17 protein-coding genes are annotated in these 17,139 nt (G+C 46.9%); 11 read left to right on the top strand and 6 right to left on the bottom strand.

The features are described 5' to 3' along the window. Positions 1-154 precede the first annotated feature (154 nt). Positions 155-1,492, top strand: coding sequence for an ArsB/NhaD family transporter (locus KME11_08220; protein MBW4515196.1), 1,338 nt, complete (start codon positions 155-157; stop codon positions 1,490-1,492). Between the two features lie 63 nt (positions 1,493-1,555). Here the strand turns inward: KME11_08220 and KME11_08215 are convergent, their stop codons facing one another. The 3 genes from KME11_08215 to KME11_08205 form a co-directional block, all read right to left on the bottom strand. Then, a complete protein-coding gene (locus tag KME11_08215; GenBank protein ID MBW4515195.1) occupies positions 1,556-1,723 on the bottom strand; it encodes a hypothetical protein in 168 nt (55 codons plus the stop codon). A gap of 31 nt (positions 1,724-1,754) precedes the next feature. After that, positions 1,755-2,135 carry a hypothetical protein gene (locus KME11_08210; GenBank protein ID MBW4515194.1) on the bottom strand — a complete coding sequence of 127 codons (381 nt, stop codon included), beginning with the start codon at positions 2,133-2,135 and terminating at the stop codon, positions 1,755-1,757. A gap of 79 nt (positions 2,136-2,214) precedes the next feature. Further along, on the bottom strand, positions 2,215-4,014 hold the full coding sequence (locus KME11_08205; GenBank protein ID MBW4515193.1) for a hybrid sensor histidine kinase/response regulator: 1,800 nt from the start codon (positions 4,012-4,014) through the stop codon (positions 2,215-2,217). A gap of 476 nt (positions 4,015-4,490) precedes the next feature. On the opposite strand from KME11_08205, the gene KME11_08200 reads away from it, so the two are divergent. After that, positions 4,491-5,834: a DUF3747 domain-containing protein gene (locus KME11_08200; protein MBW4515192.1), complete on the top strand. Its 1,344-nt coding sequence runs from the start codon at positions 4,491-4,493 to the stop codon at positions 5,832-5,834. A gap of 316 nt (positions 5,835-6,150) precedes the next feature. Beyond that, the gene (locus tag KME11_08195) at positions 6,151-6,954 is read left to right on the top strand and encodes a DUF4114 domain-containing protein (protein MBW4515191.1); all 804 of its coding nucleotides are present in this window, start codon (positions 6,151-6,153) and stop codon (positions 6,952-6,954) included. A 112-nt stretch (positions 6,955-7,066) separates the two neighbouring features. Here KME11_08195 and psbN read toward each other — a convergent pair whose 3' ends face one another. Next, positions 7,067-7,198, bottom strand: a complete 132-nt coding sequence (psbN, locus tag KME11_08190) for a photosystem II reaction center protein PsbN (protein MBW4515190.1) — start codon at positions 7,196-7,198, stop codon at positions 7,067-7,069. A 79-nt stretch (positions 7,199-7,277) separates the two neighbouring features. On the opposite strand from psbN, the gene psbH reads away from it, so the two are divergent. The 3 genes from psbH (at position 7,278) to pth (ending at position 8,613) form a co-directional block, all read left to right on the top strand. Next, positions 7,278-7,466 carry a photosystem II reaction center protein PsbH gene (gene psbH, locus KME11_08185; protein ID MBW4515189.1) on the top strand — a complete coding sequence of 63 codons (189 nt, stop codon included), beginning with the start codon at positions 7,278-7,280 and terminating at the stop codon, positions 7,464-7,466. 142 nt (positions 7,467-7,608) lie between these two features. Further along, positions 7,609-7,974 carry a TatA/E family twin arginine-targeting protein translocase gene (locus KME11_08180; protein MBW4515188.1) on the top strand — a complete coding sequence of 122 codons (366 nt, stop codon included), beginning with the start codon at positions 7,609-7,611 and terminating at the stop codon, positions 7,972-7,974. Positions 7,975-7,992: 18 nt separating this feature from the next. Next, positions 7,993-8,613 carry an aminoacyl-tRNA hydrolase gene (gene pth, locus KME11_08175; GenBank protein MBW4515187.1) on the top strand — a complete coding sequence of 207 codons (621 nt, stop codon included), beginning with the start codon at positions 7,993-7,995 and terminating at the stop codon, positions 8,611-8,613. A gap of 55 nt (positions 8,614-8,668) precedes the next feature. Here the strand turns inward: pth and KME11_08170 are convergent, their stop codons facing one another. After that, a complete protein-coding gene (locus KME11_08170) occupies positions 8,669-10,018 on the bottom strand; it encodes a DUF4912 domain-containing protein (GenBank protein MBW4515186.1) in 1,350 nt (449 codons plus the stop codon). A gap of 674 nt (positions 10,019-10,692) precedes the next feature. Between KME11_08170 and KME11_08165 the strand changes: the two genes are divergently transcribed. The 5 genes from KME11_08165 (at position 10,693) to KME11_08145 (ending at position 16,026) form a co-directional block, all read left to right on the top strand. After that, positions 10,693-11,430, top strand: coding sequence for a DUF2993 domain-containing protein (locus tag KME11_08165; protein ID MBW4515185.1), 738 nt, complete (start codon positions 10,693-10,695; stop codon positions 11,428-11,430). A gap of 109 nt (positions 11,431-11,539) precedes the next feature. Further along, a complete protein-coding gene (locus KME11_08160; GenBank protein MBW4515184.1) occupies positions 11,540-12,847 on the top strand; it encodes a PrsW family intramembrane metalloprotease in 1,308 nt (435 codons plus the stop codon). Positions 12,848-12,951: 104 nt separating this feature from the next. Then, positions 12,952-13,530 (top strand): sigma-70 family RNA polymerase sigma factor, encoded by a 579-nt coding sequence (locus KME11_08155; GenBank protein MBW4515183.1) that lies wholly within the window; start codon positions 12,952-12,954, stop codon positions 13,528-13,530. A 71-nt stretch (positions 13,531-13,601) separates the two neighbouring features. Then, positions 13,602-14,384: an anti-sigma factor gene (locus tag KME11_08150; GenBank protein MBW4515182.1), complete on the top strand. Its 783-nt coding sequence runs from the start codon at positions 13,602-13,604 to the stop codon at positions 14,382-14,384. 556 nt (positions 14,385-14,940) lie between these two features. Beyond that, positions 14,941-16,026: an S-layer homology domain-containing protein gene (locus KME11_08145; protein ID MBW4515181.1), complete on the top strand. Its 1,086-nt coding sequence runs from the start codon at positions 14,941-14,943 to the stop codon at positions 16,024-16,026. Positions 16,027-16,155: 129 nt separating this feature from the next. On the opposite strand, the gene KME11_08140 is transcribed toward KME11_08145, so the two are convergent. Further along, the gene (locus KME11_08140) at positions 16,156-16,983 is read right to left on the bottom strand and encodes an undecaprenyl-diphosphate phosphatase (GenBank protein ID MBW4515180.1); all 828 of its coding nucleotides are present in this window, start codon (positions 16,981-16,983) and stop codon (positions 16,156-16,158) included. Between the last annotated feature and the right edge of the window lie 156 nt (positions 16,984-17,139).

Below are 17,139 nucleotides of genomic sequence, written 5' to 3'. Positions count from 1 at the left end.
AAGCACTCAACCTAATAGAACCGTTGAATAGAGCACGGTGTGAAGGCTGATCGTAAGTTCCTGTAAATATCTCTTATCACCATAGAGTATGCGCTGCCTACCCGACGGTGATCAGTAGACGGATTTTCTTTAATGACAATGAGGGGACACTGCCTTGGAAAATTGGCAAGCAGTTATTGCAGCCGCAACATTTTTGTGCGTCATCGTTTTAGTGATGACTGAATGGGTTCATCTCACCATTGCCGCTTTCTTAGGGGCATTGTTTTTGGTGTTCACTCACGTGATGACCCTGGAAGAAGCGATCGGCTACATCGGCAATAGTTATGGCACGATCGCGCTATTTTTTGGCGTAATGGTGCTAGTCCGTGCTTTTCAACCCACCCAAGTTTTTGAATATTTAGCGACGCAAATTGTTTTGTTGGCTAAAGGAGAAGGCAAGCGTTTGTTGCTAGGAATTGTGGCAATTACTACGCCCATTTGTGCTATTTTGCCCAACGCCACTACCGTCATGCTGCTAGCTCCGCTCATTCCTCCGATGGCACAAGAAATTGGCGTGAACTTTGTGCCGTTGCTGATCCTGATGGTGTTTGTCGCTAACAGTGCGGGGCTATTGACCCTGGTGGGCGATCCGGCAACCTACATTGTGGGTGATGCCATCAACATTAGCTTTGTCGATTATCTACAGCGCCTAAGTTTAGGAGGTGTCGTAGCGATCGCCACTATTTTGCTCATGCTCCCCTACTTATTTCCCCAAATCTGGAGCATGAAGCTGCCTAACCTCGATCATCTGCCACACCCTACCATTAACCATCCGCGCGTTCTGCTATTAGGAGCCGGAATCGTTGCTTTTGTCCTTACCTTTTTTGTGGTGGGCGAGTCATTGCCTGTGCCTGTCTCTCCCGCTGCGGTCGCACTGATGGGCGCAGCATTGGCGCTCTTACTGGCACATCACAGTAAAATCGACACCGTGAATCATATTTTGCGAGATGTCGATTGGAGCACGTTACTGTTTTTCATGTGTATTTTTGTTCTCATTGGCGGACTCAACAAAACAGGCATCATTGCGCAAATGTCAGGTGTTTTGGCGATCGCCCTCGGTCAAAATATTCTACTTGGCTCAATGGCACTTTTATTCTTCGTAGGCATTCTTTCAAGCGTTATCCCTAACATCCCGCTAGTAGTAGCAATGGTTCCCTTGCTCAAGCAATACTTGGTCAGCGTTGGACTAGTTGGCGCAGAAGTTTTAGAAAAAGGATTTGATGGGCAATATCCCCCAGAAGTTTTACCCCTGTTTTACGCCATGATGTTTGGCGCAACGCTAGGCGGTAACGGCACGTTAGTAGGTGCATCTTCTAACATCGTTGCTGCCGGAATTGCTGAGCAACACGATCGCCGCATTTCGTTCAAAACTTTTCTGCACTATGGCTTGCCCGTCATGATTATGCAGCTAATTACGGCAGCGATCTATGTGTTAGTTCGATTCTTGATCTAGAAAGATAGAGAGTTTCCGCGCCAGGATTCAGAGACTTTAGCAAAGATCCCAGCGCGGTAAGAATTACTGAAGACCTAGCCAGCTTAATAAACCTTGTCCAGTGAAATATTCAATTGCTAATGTGCTGACAAACCCAATCATTGCAGCACGTCCATTCAAACGTTCAGCGTAGGCATTGAAACCAAACTTGGGTTCGGTCATCTTAGGAACAGTAGAAGGAGCTTGAGTCATGATTTCCTTTACAAAACTTGACATTCATATCCTACACCGAACTAAAGCGATCGTGAGTACGAAGTTGGTTGGGTTCAAAGGTTTGCGCCCAACGGATAAATTCTTCTGAAATTCCGGCATTGGTGTAGCAGAGCAAGAATGCCACGTAGCGCACCCGCTGCTTAACCACTACCGCCCGATACTCTTTGCTATGAATAATAGTGTGCTGTGCTGTCCCTAACTGGAGGCAAGACGTTAGCAATGCTTGCAGCCCTAACCCCTGAAAAATTGTTTGTATCCAGCCGATGTCATTGCTCTCAACCGTCACAAAATATTCTTTGGGTAAGCCGCTTAAATCAAAAACTGTTACCCCAATGACAAAGTCTACGTAAGACACTCGTTGAGCCTCGCCTTGTGCCAGAGATTGTGAAATAGAAGAAAAGTCAAGCTTATAAGCTTTGCTGCGTTCACTACGACCGTACATTCGCCTGATTTCTTGTCTTAGCTTTTGATTACGCAAATCTTACAGTAAAAATGGTTTGATTGTTGGCGCTCTCGACCTCAATAGTTGCGTTGATTCGCTCTGTAAGTCTTTTCACTAAGGCGAGTCCTAGCCCTGTCCCACCGTGTTTCCAAGGATCATTTTTGGGTACACGGTAAAACTTGTCGAAGATGCGATCGCGCTCGTTGCTTGAGATTTCTACCCCAGAATTGATGACCCGGATGGTTTGCCCCTTTCCCTCTTCCAGCACCTCAACCGTAATTAATCCTTCGGCAGGCGTGTATTTGCAGGCATTATTTAGCAATTCTCCAACAATGCGTTCTAAGTAGGAGATATCAGTTGTCAAAACAGAGTTTTTCTTATTTACTAAAATTTCTAATTGCTGCTGTTGCGCGATCGCCCGCTCATAATAAGGCTGTGAGATTCGGGTGAGCCAAGGAGTCAAATCAATGGTGATTGGGTTTAGGGCTTCAGTGCCCGCATCTAATCGAGCTAAATCGAGCAAATCATTAACAAGGCTAATTTCTCTTTGACACTCGTCTTTCAAAATTTGTAGATAACGCGTCCTATTAGTAAAGGTGCGCACGTTAAACGTTGACTGAGAGGTAGATAGGTTAAAGTTTTCATGATTTAAAGAGGGAGGCTCTTTTTCTAAAGATAATTCCAACATTTGGATTGCCATTTTAATATTAGAAAGTGGCGATCGCAGCTCATGGGAAACCGTGCTTAAAAAGTCGTCTTTAAGACGGCTCAAACGTTCTAACTCAGCCACTTGCGCCTGAGATTGTTGAAACAGCAGCGCCTGACGGAGGGCGATCGCACACTGAGTCGCCACATGTTGCACTAAATTAATTTCCCGCTCATTAAATCCTTCACCGACTTGATTTACTAACCAAAGGTCACCCAAAACGCCCTTATCATCAGAAATAGGGCAAACCAACATTGAAACTTGTCCTCGCAACGGGTGAGGCAATAAAGAACAAAACTGAAAATACATTCCTTGCAAAAGCTGATCATAAATTTCAGGAAAATCAGCCATTTGTGAAACCCGCCCTTGAGAAGGCGGAATTGACGTGGCAAACTCGTAGCGAATCGTTGAGGTTTTCTGCCCCAAATCAAATAATGCTGCATTGCAGCACCCTACCTTTAACGCCTGCGCCAGTGCCTCAACCGCCCCCTGAAGAATCTGATTTTCGTCTAAAGAGTCTCGTACCTTTTCAGTAATTTGCTTGAGCGTGGCTTCCGAGTCATAAGCAGTCTGGAGTTGAACATTCAGCTTTGCCTCAGACTGTTGCAACTCCATCTCTAGTTGTCGCAAATGCTTGACCGTTTCTTCTAAGGCCTGATTGGTTGCTTTCAGCTTGGCGTTTTGAGATTCTAGCTTTCGGTCTTGCAAATAGTTACGAATTGATTCTAGAACCGTGAACTTTAAATCTTCAGAATTCCAATGTTGAGCAATGTAGCGATGAAGCTTAGTGTGATGAATGGCGTTGCCTAATGCTGCTATGTCAGTTTGCTCAGTCAGTATAATTCTGAGGGTGTGTGGCGATCTCTTCGAGTTACCCGCAAGGGGTCGCAGATGAATGTGCTTAAATAACTCAGCCCTCTGAACATCTGGCATAATGTAGTCGGCAAGCACTAGCGCCACTTCACATTCACCTCGCTGCCATGCCCAAAGCTCTACTGCTTCTACGCTACCTGCTGTCGTTTCAATCAAACAGTTGTCTCCCAAAACTCCCCTTAGTTCAGCTTTCAAGCTCTCTAAAATTGCAGGCTCATCATCAATGCAGATCACAACGAGTTTACTCATGATTTTTTCTACGTATCATTCTGCAAAGGAATCATTCTTAAACGCACTATTCCATACCACACCCCTAAGAGTGCATTCTAAGACTATTCAAAACGATTGCTAACTGAGTTCGTCTTTGATCTGCATCTTTAAAAATTATTCACTGTCTCATTCATTACCTAGTTCTCAGCAATATTATGGAGAAGTCATTAATCTACTGCCATTCATAATTTTTTTCTGTTGCTACCCCTTCAACTACTACAGGCTGCGACACTGCCTAAAGCCTTCCATATACAGGCGAAGAGACAGAAAAACTAATGTACTCTAGGGCACTAAAAACCTTAGTCTTGTTGTCGAGCTTCTCAATGATTATTAATAAAGTTGGGTGGTAGGAATCCGTTACTTTTAGCAAACTAAGGCATAGAGATAGGTTGACTCTCTCCAGCTTTCTATTTCATGACAGAATTTATTTCAGAATTATCCTTGAGAACTAGACTATGAAGCCGACCATTCGTTGGGTTGTAACCCTCGCCGCTCTGACAGCCAGCACAGTTGCCATCCTTCCTAGTAATGCTGTCAGTCAATTTGGTCAACAAGAAGTTGATCAAAGCAGATTTATTGCGATCGCCTCTCCCTACCGAAACGGCGAAGCCCACCAACTCCTCGTGGTCGAACAAATAACTGATGCTCGTCCCTGCTGGTTAGAATCGGGCTTTGCTCCCACTCTCATTAGTCCTTTACTGCTCCAGTTTGACTTCACAGGCATTTGTGGTCGCAGCACCGATGGCAATGGCTACTCAGTCCGTATGGCTGGAGAAGACCTCGACCTCCGCTACAGTCTGCGCGTTCTGCGCCGAGCAGGAGACTTAGTTCTAGTGGGGGCACCGCGCGATCGCAGTAGTGAAGAACTGCTCATTGGTCGTACGGGTGGCATAACCACAGATTTTGCCAAGATTACTCTCAATGAAGGCTGGCGTTTTACAAAACGGACTCTGGGCGATCGAACTCTGGGTCATGTCTATATCACTAGCGACAGCATCGCCCCCATTGATCCCAATGCAGACCTCAGCGAAGCGCCAGTTAGCCGTTTTAACGACACTTTTAATGACATCTACCTTGAAGAAATTAATCAAGCCGTCGATATTGGCTTTATCTCGGGTTTCTCCGAAGATAATACTTTTCGCCCTCTAGCTGCGCTCACGCGCGAACAGCTTGTTTCAATGGTATTAGGCGCACTCGATAGCCTACCTAACATCGATCTCAATATCATTCCTGCAACAGGCAACCCCTACAACGATGTCACCTCGATTCGTTGGAGTGCAGCCAAAATTCAATTTGCCAAAGCTAATAACATCGTCACTGGCTACCAAGATGGCAGTTTCCGCCCCTCTCAACCGGTTACGCGGGCAGAACTCATGGCAGTCATGCGCCGAGCCGCAGAGTACGCCAAAATCTTACAAGGTCAAACGGGAGAACTTCAAGGCGATCGTCCCGCTCAAAACTTTGCCGACACCAATGCGCACTGGGCTAGGGCGTTAATTGAGCAAATGTCCACCTACTGCGGGGTGGCATCGCCCTTCAACGAACAAGGCAACAACTTTGTCCCTGACAGTGCCGCCCAGCGCAACTATGCAGCAGCAGCGACTCTAAGAATGCTCAACTGCGTCAGGGTTCAATCTTCTACCACTCCTCAAGCTCCCCCGATTCCTCAGAATCCTACCATTCCTCAACCTTCTACGATTCCTCAACTACCCCCGGTTCCTCAGAATCCTACCATTCCTCAAGCTCCCACAACTCCTCAACCACCCCTCATAATTCCTCAAGCTCCCACAACTCCATAGCCAGAAACATCAGCATCTCAGGCTAATTACTTAAGATGGGCAAGGAGCGATCGCATTTCCGTTCTCTGCCCGTCTTTTTCACACAAACTTTCTCAGTATTCAAAAAAATAAACCTCCCGATGTTCTAGGTTTTTACTGATCGTACAAAAAGCCAAAAACTCAGTATTTCAGTGCTTTTTGAAGAACAAAACAAGGCTTACTTAAAAAACAGCCAATCAGCAAACTGGCTTGTTACAAAGTGTAAGAAGACACATACGGCTCTCCGTGGTTTGATGTGTACTCCATTGTCCTGAATTGATCCTGATTAACCTGACCTATGAAAACTGCACTTTTGACTGGCTTACTAACCGCTACTGCTACCGTTGTTGGCATGGTCGCAACTGTAGCTCCTGCATCGGCTTTTTCTTGGAATAACTCTTGGACACAGCCCACCATCTACAGCAAGTCTCAAACTGGGTTTAATGATGTTCCTTTCCAGTCCTATGTTCAGAAGGAGAGACTAGAACTAACTGGTGCGCATCAAGTCATGCTTGATCCCAGCAAGCTTCTCCTGAAATATGCTCATAACGTTTCTGCTTACTTCATCAATGAAGGCGCTGGTTTTAGAAACCAACTCGCTTACGAAGCAACTTCTGCAACGGGACAAAAAACTTCCAACTTGCTCTTTAACGATATTGCCTCAACTGAATCTATTCTGTCTAACAGCGATGGGCCTCTCAAGAAGGGTGATGGTGTTAATATGGGCAACATCGCGGCTGGTACTCAGCTCGACTTCTGGCTAAGGTCTAACGGCAAAAGTGGCGGTCAAAATATCTTTGGAACTAAGACCGAGTCTAACGGTGATGGTCTTCAGCATGTCGTTGCCTATGCTTATGAAAACTACATCATGCTAGGTTTTGAAGACCTGTGGGGCGAGAAAGGCGCTAAAGGCGGTAACAATCAACAGTCTGACCGCGACTTCAACGATGCTGTTTTTGTCTTAGATATTGGCAAAGGCAACGTTGAGAACTTGATCAAGCCTGTGCCTGAGCCTACTGTTACTTTGGGTCTGGTTGGTATGGGTGTAGTGGGTGTGTTGCTGCGTCGCCGTCGTCAAGCAGCAGGCGCTGAGCAAGCGTAGCTCGTGACTAAGAGCTAGATTTGAATTTATCTGACTGAAAAGCGATCGCTCTCTACAGAAGGCGATCGCTTTTGTTTGCAATAAAGATAAAGCGTTCAAACCTTAGCCCAGACTAGTCTTCATGATCCTCAAACGGATCATCCAAGCTTTTGGAGGGTGGTCCAAAAGCAGTATAGACCGATAAGCCCGTGATGCCCACCAGGAACGCCCCGATAGTAATGCTAATAACTGTTGCAGTCTCCATATGTTGAAGTATTCTCAATAGTAGTATTCTTATAATATGACGGATTGTTAAAACCTATCAGAATTATAAAAGGGCACTCATGGCACAGCGGACTCGGTTAGGAGATATCCTCAAGCCCCTCAATGCTGAGTATGGAAAAGTTTCCCCCGGTTGGGGAACCACTCCAGTAATGGGCGTTTTCATGGGATTGTTTTTGGTCTTCTTGTTAATTATCTTGCAGATCTATAATTCCTCCTTGATTTTGGAGAACGTCAAGGTCGATTGGTAGAGTTCTATTAGCTTTAGCTATACTTTTAGCTTTGCTGTATTGAGCTTTGCCAAAATTAAATCGACTTTGCTTAAACGTCCCCGGCATGTCCGGGGCTTTTTGTGTTAGTAGTGATTAGCATGTATTGCAAGAGGAAGTTGAGATGAATGTCTTTGGCATTGGCTTACCCGAAATGGCTTTGATTATGGTCTTAGCCCTGCTGGTCTTTGGGCCCAAAAAGCTGCCAGAAATTGGACGTAGCCTCGGAAAAACCGTTCGCAGCTTTCAAGATGCTTCCAAAGAATTTGAGAGTGAGTTTAAGCGAGAAGCAGAACAGATTGAGAGAACGATTAACGAGCCTATGAAAGCAACCCTAGAGCCAAAGGTGCTTTCTGAGGCGGCAACCTCTGCTGAATCTGCTGAAGTGATTGAAGAAGTCAGTGAGAAAGCTAATGAGGAAGCCACCCAAGAAGCTCTAGGCGTAGCTCCTGAAAACGCAGAGCCAGTTAATCAACCGCAGCAGAGTTAGGTTCTGTCTACCAAAGCTATGACCGAAAGCAATACTCCTGTCGTGGTTCCTCAGTTGATTGTGGGATTGGGAAATCCTGGCAGCAAGTACGACCAAACTCGCCACAATGTTGGCTTTGTGGCGATCGATGCTCTAGCACGTACCTGGCAGATCAATCTGGCAGAAAATCGTAAGTTTCAAGGAATTTTTGGGGAAGGTCGAGCAGTGTCGGGTAAGATGCGCTTGCTGAAGCCCACTACATTTATGAATCTGTCTGGGCAGTCCATTCGGGCAGTCATGGATTGGTATAAATTGCCTGCTGAGGCAGTGTTGGTGATTTATGACGACATGGATTTGCCGCTAGGTAAAATTCGGCTACGTCAATCTGGTTCGGCGGGAGGTCATAATGGCATGAAGTCGGCGATCGCCCACCTTGGAAGCCAGAACTTTCCCCGCCTCCGCATTGGCATTGGTGCTCCTAAAGATGGAGAGCCTGACAAGCAAGTTATTTCTCATGTCTTGGGGCGTTTCTCATCTAGCGAAGAACGCCTTTTACCCGAAGTTCTTAACCTGATTGGAGGGGCTGTAGAAATGAGCCTTAAGCAAGGTATTCCCAAAGCAATGAGCCTCTACAACAACCGCACAGCAACTCCTGTCTAAACAAAAGCCCCGAAGCTCTTGAAGAATTTCGGGGCTTTTGCTCAATACCTAAGTTTTAGCTCATTACCCACTCAGGAATCGCTTCTTCCTTTGTATTCGTTTGACGCTCAGGGGTTTCACGCTCAAACTTTAAGTGAACTGCCCGACTTTGTTCCCCATCTGCTGCGATCGCGAAGATGGGGAAATCAATAACCCCGTCTTGGAAAGACATTTGGAAGCGAAACGTTCCATCTGAATTGAGTTGAACCGGACGACCCCCAATTGTAACGACAGCATCAGGCTCTGTTGCACCATAGACAATTAGTTCAGCATCGGCTACTAACCAAAACTGGCGAGGACGTATTGAAGAAGCAGAGAAGCCTACTCCCGACATCCCCACTCCCGACATCCCCACTCCCGACATCCCCACTCCCGACATTGTCATTTCCGACATGCCGACCCCCGACATGCCGATTCCAGACATCCCAATCCCCGACATTGTGCTTACCGCACCTGCTGTCATAAGACCCGACCCGGACATGCCAATCCCAGATGTGGTAGGAATTGCACTTGCCCAGCCTGCGCCTGAAGGGAAAACATAGGAGCTAACCGCTTGTTCAGGCACCTGGTGCACAGAACTAAAGACAGAACCCGCTACGCGCTGCTCCTCAGCGGATTCGGCGATCGTGAACGCTTCTTGGTAAGCAGGGGGGCTACTTTCGCGGCGCTTAGTTGTTGCAGGATTAGCTAGTTGTAAGAAGGTCTTGCTACGCAAGTCTTCATCCCAAGAAACGGCAATGAATTGGTCGTCAGTCCAGTCAGAGGGATAAACAGGAGGAATGCGCGCAGGAGCAGAACGAGCCAAAAGCAGCCAACGACCATCGCCCGTGAGGTAGCCAATTTCGACCATGTACTCCCGATCGCTGACTGGAACGGGTAAGTACCATTCCCGTGATATCTCGTCGCACTCGTACTGCTGAAGACTGTGGGGCTTTTGGCTGGCGATATCAATATTAGTTACATCGTAGAATCGTAGCGCTAAACGCAAACCTCCTTGGTGACGCAGTTCCTGCTTTTGGTCATTAGAGATATCCCAGTAGGTGTACGCCCACTGAGAATCACGGGGCATCAGAATAATGCGGCTCTCGTCATACCCTTGGGGCAACTCTGCCAAACCTTCATCTACTGCGGTTAGGGAAACCTCAGCGCGATCGGACTGACCAACATCAAACTTTACTTCTTCCACTTCTGTTTGAGCCCCTATAGGACGAGATAAACTGAGGAGCCGATGACGCTGAGCTTCCTGAATCGAGGTCAGCAATTGATCTTTACGCATTCGACTGTAACGAGAAACACCATATTCACTGGCAACTCGACGAAGTTGCCGAAGGGTCATTTCTTCTAAGGGGGGACGTTCTATGGACATGAGATTAACCTCCGGATGTGGCATCAAGACGCTCAGATTAATGCCAACGCATCAAGCTGAAGATTTTTGCTAACACTAGTCAGTAAATTCTTAGAGGTTGTCTGAGAAGTCTAAGTTGCTATCCAATCCGCCCCCTAAATCCCCCATTTTGGGGGACTTTGAAGAAGGAGTGGCTCGGAAGTCCCTGCCCCAAAATGGGGGGTTAGGGGGCGAATGTAAGAATCTTTGATACTTCTCAGACATCCTTTTAGAGTTTTGGGTGCAAAGAACTTAATTTAATAACGAAGACAGTTAACTGGTAACTGGTCTGGTAACTGGTTTTGAAGCCCTACTGAGTGAACGAGTTTCGATCGCCCTGAACCTTTGCACTGCTGCGTCTCTATGCTGAAGCACAAAAATACAGGTTGAGCAGATTTCCTTTGAAAACTTGGGGATCGCTTTTGTCTATCATCATGCAGAAAGTTGCCTAAAGACGCAAGAGGCTAGGAGACTTGATTTCACAAGGATGGACGGATTTTCAACCAAAGTGGGGATCGTTGTGTTAAGGATTCATAACATTTAATGAAGTTTGGGATCGATCCATACATAGGTTATGTCAGGAAATTGTGACATCAATTTTTTCTGCTCTCTATCCGCCTTACCATAGGCAGCAGTTCATATTTTCTCTATTTTGCATGTCTTCCCCGCCCGATCGCCCCTCAATTTCTCTGATTAGTAAAGTGCTTTCCCCAGCCGTAGGTCTTTGGTTACGCTCGCAGGTTGAATCGGTGGAAGCACTAGAGTTTCAAATTGAAGGGAGCGATCGTCAAATCTTAGCGGGCTACATTCCTAAAGTGGCGATCGGGGCTCATCAAGCGGTTTACAAAGGGTTTTATCTCAGCCAGATAGAGTTAACAGGAGAAGCCATTCGCATTAACTTAGGACAAGTTTTAAAGGGGAAACCCTTGCGGTTATTGAACGTTGTGCCCATTCGCGGCAGATTGTGGTGGAATGAAACTGATCTGAATGCTTCGCTTCAATCGCCTTTACTAGCAAATTCTTTAGCAGACTTCTTTTCCATTTGGCTGAAAGAATTTTCCTGTTTGCTGCCTGAAAATCTTGCGCAAGCCATGAAAGCTCCTTTAGCATTGCAAGAGGCTCAGGCGATGATTGACCACGATCAAGTCACACTCAAGCTAAATTGGCGATCGACTCCATCCGTTTCTACAACGCTGCGGACACGACTGCGCCTTGTCTCTGGAAACCAATTGAAGTTGGAACAGCCACACCTTTGGGCTTGTATTGCTGGGGAAACTTCATTCGCAGAAATGGAGGATTATGAAGTGGAGCTAGGAACTGATGTGGAGCTTCAGGAACTTCGACTAGAGCCAGGAAGGCTTTGGGTGGGGGGACAAATTAACGTGTTGCCTTAAAGTATAGATGTGCCATTCTTAAGCTCTGTTTTCGGTTCTGCTGTGCGATCCAGGCTATTCTAAGTAATCTAAAAGATGCTTTTTTGCTAGGTTGCTGAAAATGGCGGGAATGGTTCAGTCGGATTTGGTCAAAGCTCAACAAGGCGACCTGGGGGCGATCGCCCAGGTTCTAAATCGCCAGCTACAGCCTAGAGGAATCAATGCAAAACTGCTGCTCCGAGATCAATGCCTCAAGATCTTGCTGTGTTCTTCCCGCCCGTTATCACAGCCCGCATTCGTCCAATTTATTCAAAAGCAAATTACTAGCCTCAGGATTCCTTCAGTCAAACTGGTAAGAGTCTACAGTCAGCAGCTTGGCGAGGCGGCTCCAACCTGGTCGCAGGAATTTATTCTTCCAGCGCTCGAAAATCTGCAACCTGAACTTCAGATAGAACAGCCCCAGTTTGAAAAGCCTCATGTGACTCATGCTTTAGTTGCGCTGGTGGTGGTGCCTAAGGAGAGAAGTTTTGGGGCGATCGCTCCGTTCAAGCCAGCGCGAGGTTTATGGGAAAAGTTGCGACAGTTTCACTGGGCTTCTTTTCTGCCCTACCAAGACGTTTTCAACCCAGAACTTTATCAAAGCCCCAATATCCGGCTGCTGCTTTTTTTTGTGCTGTTTCCCTTAGTGGTTAACCTGGTCTCAGAAAAAGCCACTTTAACGCAAACAACCTGGCTGCTAGGAATTTATTACGCCTCAATTTTAGGAGTAGTGCTGCATCACCTCATTCAGCCGCCCCAATTTTCTTGGAGCAATACGCTGAAATGTCTGCTGTTTACTGCTTTCATTGGCATTCCTATTTTGCTAGTGTTTCAACGCATTCCACCGTTTACTGAGCTTTATGAAGTCTCTAAGCTGGGTTTTGTTCATCGGTTGCTAGGAAGCATTTTTGGGGTAGGGCTTTTAGAAGAAGTTTGTAAGGCGCTACCTGTCTACTTTTTGCTGTTACGTCAGCAAAAGTTGAGCGATCCGCATAGTGCAGCTTTTTATGGGTCAATGTCGGGACTGGGGTTTGCGATCGCCGAAGGCGCTGCTTACTCGATCCGCTATGCGTTTGGCTTGACGGCTGGCAATTTAGGGTTTGGCTCTTATGTGGCGGCAAATACCATTCGGTTTGTTTCCTTACCGCTGTTTCATGCTGTTTTGGCGGGCATTGTTGGCTACTTTATGGGCTTGGCTGCCATCAATCGATCGCGTCAGGGCATTATCTTAACGCTGGGAATCGCGATCGCCGCTACCCTCCATGGCATCTACAATACGGTTGCAGGAGGAATTTCAGGCCCTCTAATTATTGGCTTCTCCATCCTGCTGTTTTTCACCTATCTGCGGCGCAACCCCCAAATGGTAGAAGAAATGCGGCAAGCCGAGCGCGGAAAATAGCTCAATCATCCAATTTGCCTAAGTCCCCGTACTATATAAAGTCGCTTATAAGGTAGGGCAGCACAAAAAATGCTGTCCTGTCTGAGCGTTATTCTCTAAAACCTATGGATTTAGACTCGTCTGCAATTAAAGCTACTCATTCACCCTCAGACCTTGATCTCCTGATCGCACTGGGAGAGGGACAAGTGAATGCTCTGGGCAGCCTTTATGATCGTTATTCTAGGCTGGTGTACGGTCTGGCTTATAAAATCCTGGGCAACTCGGAGGAGGCTGAAGATATCACCCAAGAAGTTTTTCTGACGCTTTGGCGACGAGATGCCTATAACCCTAATCGGGGTTCCCTAAGTAGTTTTTTAACGACGATGACCCGTTCCCGGTCTATCGACAAATTGCGATCGCGTGGTACAAAGCTACGATTTATTCAACGGTGGCAGGGCATTGTTAAAAACGAGACGGTTGTTACTCCATTAGAACAAGCTTCCATGGGAGAGCGATCGCAGCTTGTGAGAGACGCTATGTCACAGCTACCTGAATCAGAGCGACTTATCCTAGAAATTGCCTACTACGAAGGATTGAGTCAATCTGAGATTGCCAAGCGACTTAATATTCCCTTAGGAACGGTTAAAACTCGCTCTCGTCAAGGACTATTGAAGTTGCGTCAAACCTTGCAGCATCAAGTTTAAAAAAAGCCCCATTGAAATTCCTCCACTATGGCTACTCCTACTAGCCCCCGTTTTCCCCTTTCTGATGTGCCATGACCTACTCTCCTCTTCCTGAAAATTGGCAAGAACTGATGGCAGGATATGCCCTCGGTGACCTTAGCTCTGAGGAAGCTGAATTATTACAACGGCTGCTATCTGAAAACCCTGACCTCACCTCAGAAGTAGACCACTTTCAAGAGGTCTTAGCGCTGATGCCTTATGCTTTGCCAGAACCAGAACCGCCGCCGCATTTACGAACTACGATTTTGAGCCAAGCTCAGGCAGATAAAAAACCTGTAGGAATTTTTCGGGAGGAGCGATCGCTTCCTTCTTCTCAAAAACCTAGAAAGAATGTGCTTTGGAAAAACGTGGGTGGGGCGATCGCTGCTCTTCTCCTGGTTACTCTTGCTGTTGATAACTATCGGTTGCACCAACAAATGCAACAAAACCAAACCATGATTGGGCAATTACAACAGGCAGCCAAAAATGATGCGGCTTTAACGGCAGCGCTAAAACAACCCAATGCTCAGCTTTATGCCCTTGAAGGAACTCAACAAACCTCTGGCAGCCTGGTCGTCGTTCCGGCAAAAAATCAGATAACGATTGTGAATGACTTACCTCAGTTGCCTCAAGGGCAAGTTTATCGCTTATGGGCGATCGCGGCGAGTGCAACAAAGCCGACCTATTGCGGCGAGTTTAATGCTGGGGCGATCGTCAGTTGGTCGGCTCCAGAGGCAGTTTGTAGTAAAGATGTTGCTCAGATGTTAATTACCGCAGAGTTGGCAAGCGATCCGCTAATTCCTAAAGGTGAGTTGGTGATGAAAAGTAGAGGTTAGATCAAATATCAACTCTGCAACTGCATAAATTGCGAGAAATGCTGATCCATGGTTTCAATGTTGATAGCCAAAAGCTCTTGAAACAAAGTAGGGATGAGGCGATCGCTCCCTACGTGGCAAAGCCTTCTACAGATGTCAATTTTAACTCTTGACGCTGGACGGCTGACTTGGAAGACTTGAGTAGGCTCATTTTCAGCACAACCTACACCGCCATCCGGTCTGCTGCTTGTCCGTGGGGATCACAGGTTGACCCATAATAAACCTGTATCAACCTAAAAGCAAAGTTTTCCGACCCTACATGATTTTTTGGCATTGCTGAATCAAAATATGAATCCTTCAAAGTCCCTTTCCTTTAGGAGAGGGATTTAGGGAGAGGTCTGTCTCGCTGTGTTGTCGAAACCTAACCCCTAGCCCCTTCCCTGCGAGGGTAGGGGAACATGATTTTCATATTGCATTCAGCAGCGCCGATTTTTTAACACCTATGGGATAATTTAGGCACTTTAATTTGACTGCCGAGATTATTCAAGACCCACAATCACATTGCAGGATGGTCATCATGTCAGAACAACCTGATCAAGCTTCTACTCAGCCCTCGCGTAAAAAGCCCCTTGGTTTTGACGAAATGATTGCCATCTTGGTCGCATTTGGGGCGATCGGCTCTATCCTCTTCTGGGGGTTGACTCGTCAACCTGAAGAGTTGGCGCTGATAGGAGAATCATTAAATCCCACGGTTGCCTCACCTGCTGAAGGGTTACTATCGCCTCAAGGATCTGCTTTTACAATAGTTTCGCCCACGGTTCAAGCACCTATTCCAGTTGCTAAACCCTCTGCTGTTGCTCAAGGAAATGTTCCAGCAACCGTCCAATCAAATGCCTCAGTCCAGCCAAATGTTTCAGGCACTGTGTCGCCAACGCAACCCAATCGCGTTAACAATGGCAACTTTATTGGCGCTGTTCTCCCTGCCGTTGTACCTGCTGCTGGTGTTGTTGCATCGGGTGCTGCGCCTGCATCTCCAGCGCCTACTGCTAGCCCTGCCACCCCGATCGCGGCGGTTACCAGTTTTCCAGATGTACCCCCTGACTATTGGGCACGTCCATTTATAGAAGGGTTGGCAAAACGCGGAATTGCTGTGGGTTCTCCTGATGGCACCTTTCGTCCGGAACAGTCAGTGACTCGCGCCGAGTACGCAGTTTTAGTGCAAAAAGCGTTTGACCAACCAGAGAGTCAGGGCGCGATCGCCTTTACCGACATACCCGCGAACTTTTGGGCAACTCCAGCTATTGATGGGGCAGTGAAACAGGGCTTTTTGAAAGGCTATCCCGATGGTGGCTTTCAACCCAACAAAGAGGTTTCTCGGCTTCAAGTTTTGCTTTCGTTGGTCAATGGTCTAGGATTGCCTCGTCCCGAGCAGCCGGAAGTTGTTTTGACGTTGTTTCAAGATAGGGCTCAGATTCCAGAATGGGCAGTCCCAGCAGCCGGAACTGCGGCTGAGTCAAATATTGTAGTCAATTATCCTGCCTTAGATCAGCTTAAGCCTGATCAACCCACGACTCGGGCTGAGGTAGCAGCTTTAATTTACCAGGCGCTTGTAGCATCTGGGAAAGCAGAGAGTATTTCATCTGAGTACATTGTGAACCCGTAGTATTGTGAACCCATAGTATTTTGTGAACCCGTAGTTCTGGCAGGCTATGGGTGAGGGGCGAAATATTCGGGCTGTAGATTGTGCAACAGTGCCAGAAATTAAGACTCGAAAGCTTCGCCTCTCCTCGGTCTATGTCAGCGCTCCATTGGCGATCGTCACCAACAGCGATACCCCAAAGGCTAGTCGATACCACACAAACACCCAATTACTATTGCGCTGTAAAAACCTTAGTAGGAAGGCGATTGACAGGTAGGAGAAAATGAACGTTGAGACAATCCCCACTATCAGAGCAATAGAGGTATCAACATTGCTAAAGGCTTCAACAGATTGGTAGAGAGTGGCGATCGTCAGGGTCGGGATTCCTAACAAAAAAGAAAACCGAGCAGCGGTCTGGCGCTCTAAGCCCAAAAATAAAGCAGTGGTTAAAGTAGAACCCGAGCGAGAGACCCCTGGAACGATCGCCAACATCTGCCCAAACCCCACCAGAATTCCATCCTGAATTTGTAGCGAATCAAACCCACGTTTCCGGCTGCCCACCTGCTCCGCCAAGCCCAAAAGCAACGCCATGACAATAGAGGCGATCGCAATCAGCAAGACATTTTCTAGAGCATCTTCCGGCAATAGTTTTTTGACCACTAACCCCATGATTAATGCAGGCAGTGTGCCCACCGCAATCCCGACTAGAAGCTTCCACTCTTCCCGGTTCCAGTCTTTTTGGCGAGCCGCCGCCAATCCCCCTGGCAAAATTTGACGGATGTCAACCCAGAAGTACAGTACGACAGCAATCACACTTCCAAACTGAATTGCGTCTACAAAATACTTTTGTCCTACATCTGTCCAACCCAGTGCTTTGGTAAATATCAAAAGATGGGCAGTGCTGCTAATAGGCAGGAACTCTGTAATGCCTTGCACAATTCCTAAAACCACTGCCTGAAACAAGCGTTGAAAAAATTCCACGGTAAGTCCTAGTTGTCAGCTACAAAGTTTGATGGAGTTATTGTCGCCGCAAAATACCCCGTTAATCTTACCTTGGAATGATCTGCGCAACCGGAAGAATGTCACTATGATAGAAAAACGTATCCCCCCCCTAGGGATATAAATGTGATATGTTAA

Origin of the sequence: Timaviella obliquedivisa GSE-PSE-MK23-08B (genome assembly GCA_019358855.1) — a bacterium.
Taxonomy (GTDB): Bacteria; Cyanobacteriota; Cyanobacteriia; order Elainellales; family Elainellaceae; genus Timaviella; species Timaviella obliquedivisa.
Note: the sequence above shows the minus strand (reverse complement) of the source record. Positions and strands in the feature narration are given on the sequence as shown.

Coding starts and splice junctions, on each gene's coding strand:
- KME11_08200 (MBW4515192.1), top strand. CDS start 4,491: ATGAAGCCGACCATTCGTTGGGTTGTAACCCTCGCCGCTCTGACAGCC.
- KME11_08170 (MBW4515186.1), bottom strand. CDS start 10,018: ATGTCCATAGAACGTCCCCCCTTAGAAGAAATGACCCTTCGGCAACTT.
- pth (MBW4515187.1), top strand. CDS start 7,993: ATGACCGAAAGCAATACTCCTGTCGTGGTTCCTCAGTTGATTGTGGGA.
- KME11_08215 (MBW4515195.1), bottom strand. CDS start 1,723: ATGACTCAAGCTCCTTCTACTGTTCCTAAGATGACCGAACCCAAGTTT.
- psbN (MBW4515190.1), bottom strand. CDS start 7,198: ATGGAGACTGCAACAGTTATTAGCATTACTATCGGGGCGTTCCTGGTG.
- KME11_08155 (MBW4515183.1), top strand. CDS start 12,952: ATGGATTTAGACTCGTCTGCAATTAAAGCTACTCATTCACCCTCAGAC.
- KME11_08165 (MBW4515185.1), top strand. CDS start 10,693: ATGTCTTCCCCGCCCGATCGCCCCTCAATTTCTCTGATTAGTAAAGTG.
- KME11_08145 (MBW4515181.1), top strand. CDS start 14,941: ATGTCAGAACAACCTGATCAAGCTTCTACTCAGCCCTCGCGTAAAAAG.
- KME11_08195 (MBW4515191.1), top strand. CDS start 6,151: ATGAAAACTGCACTTTTGACTGGCTTACTAACCGCTACTGCTACCGTT.
- psbH (MBW4515189.1), top strand. CDS start 7,278: ATGGCACAGCGGACTCGGTTAGGAGATATCCTCAAGCCCCTCAATGCT.
- KME11_08160 (MBW4515184.1), top strand. CDS start 11,540: ATGGTTCAGTCGGATTTGGTCAAAGCTCAACAAGGCGACCTGGGGGCG.
- KME11_08150 (MBW4515182.1), top strand. CDS start 13,602: ATGACCTACTCTCCTCTTCCTGAAAATTGGCAAGAACTGATGGCAGGA.
- KME11_08180 (MBW4515188.1), top strand. CDS start 7,609: ATGAATGTCTTTGGCATTGGCTTACCCGAAATGGCTTTGATTATGGTC.
- KME11_08205 (MBW4515193.1), bottom strand. CDS start 4,014: ATGAGTAAACTCGTTGTGATCTGCATTGATGATGAGCCTGCAATTTTA.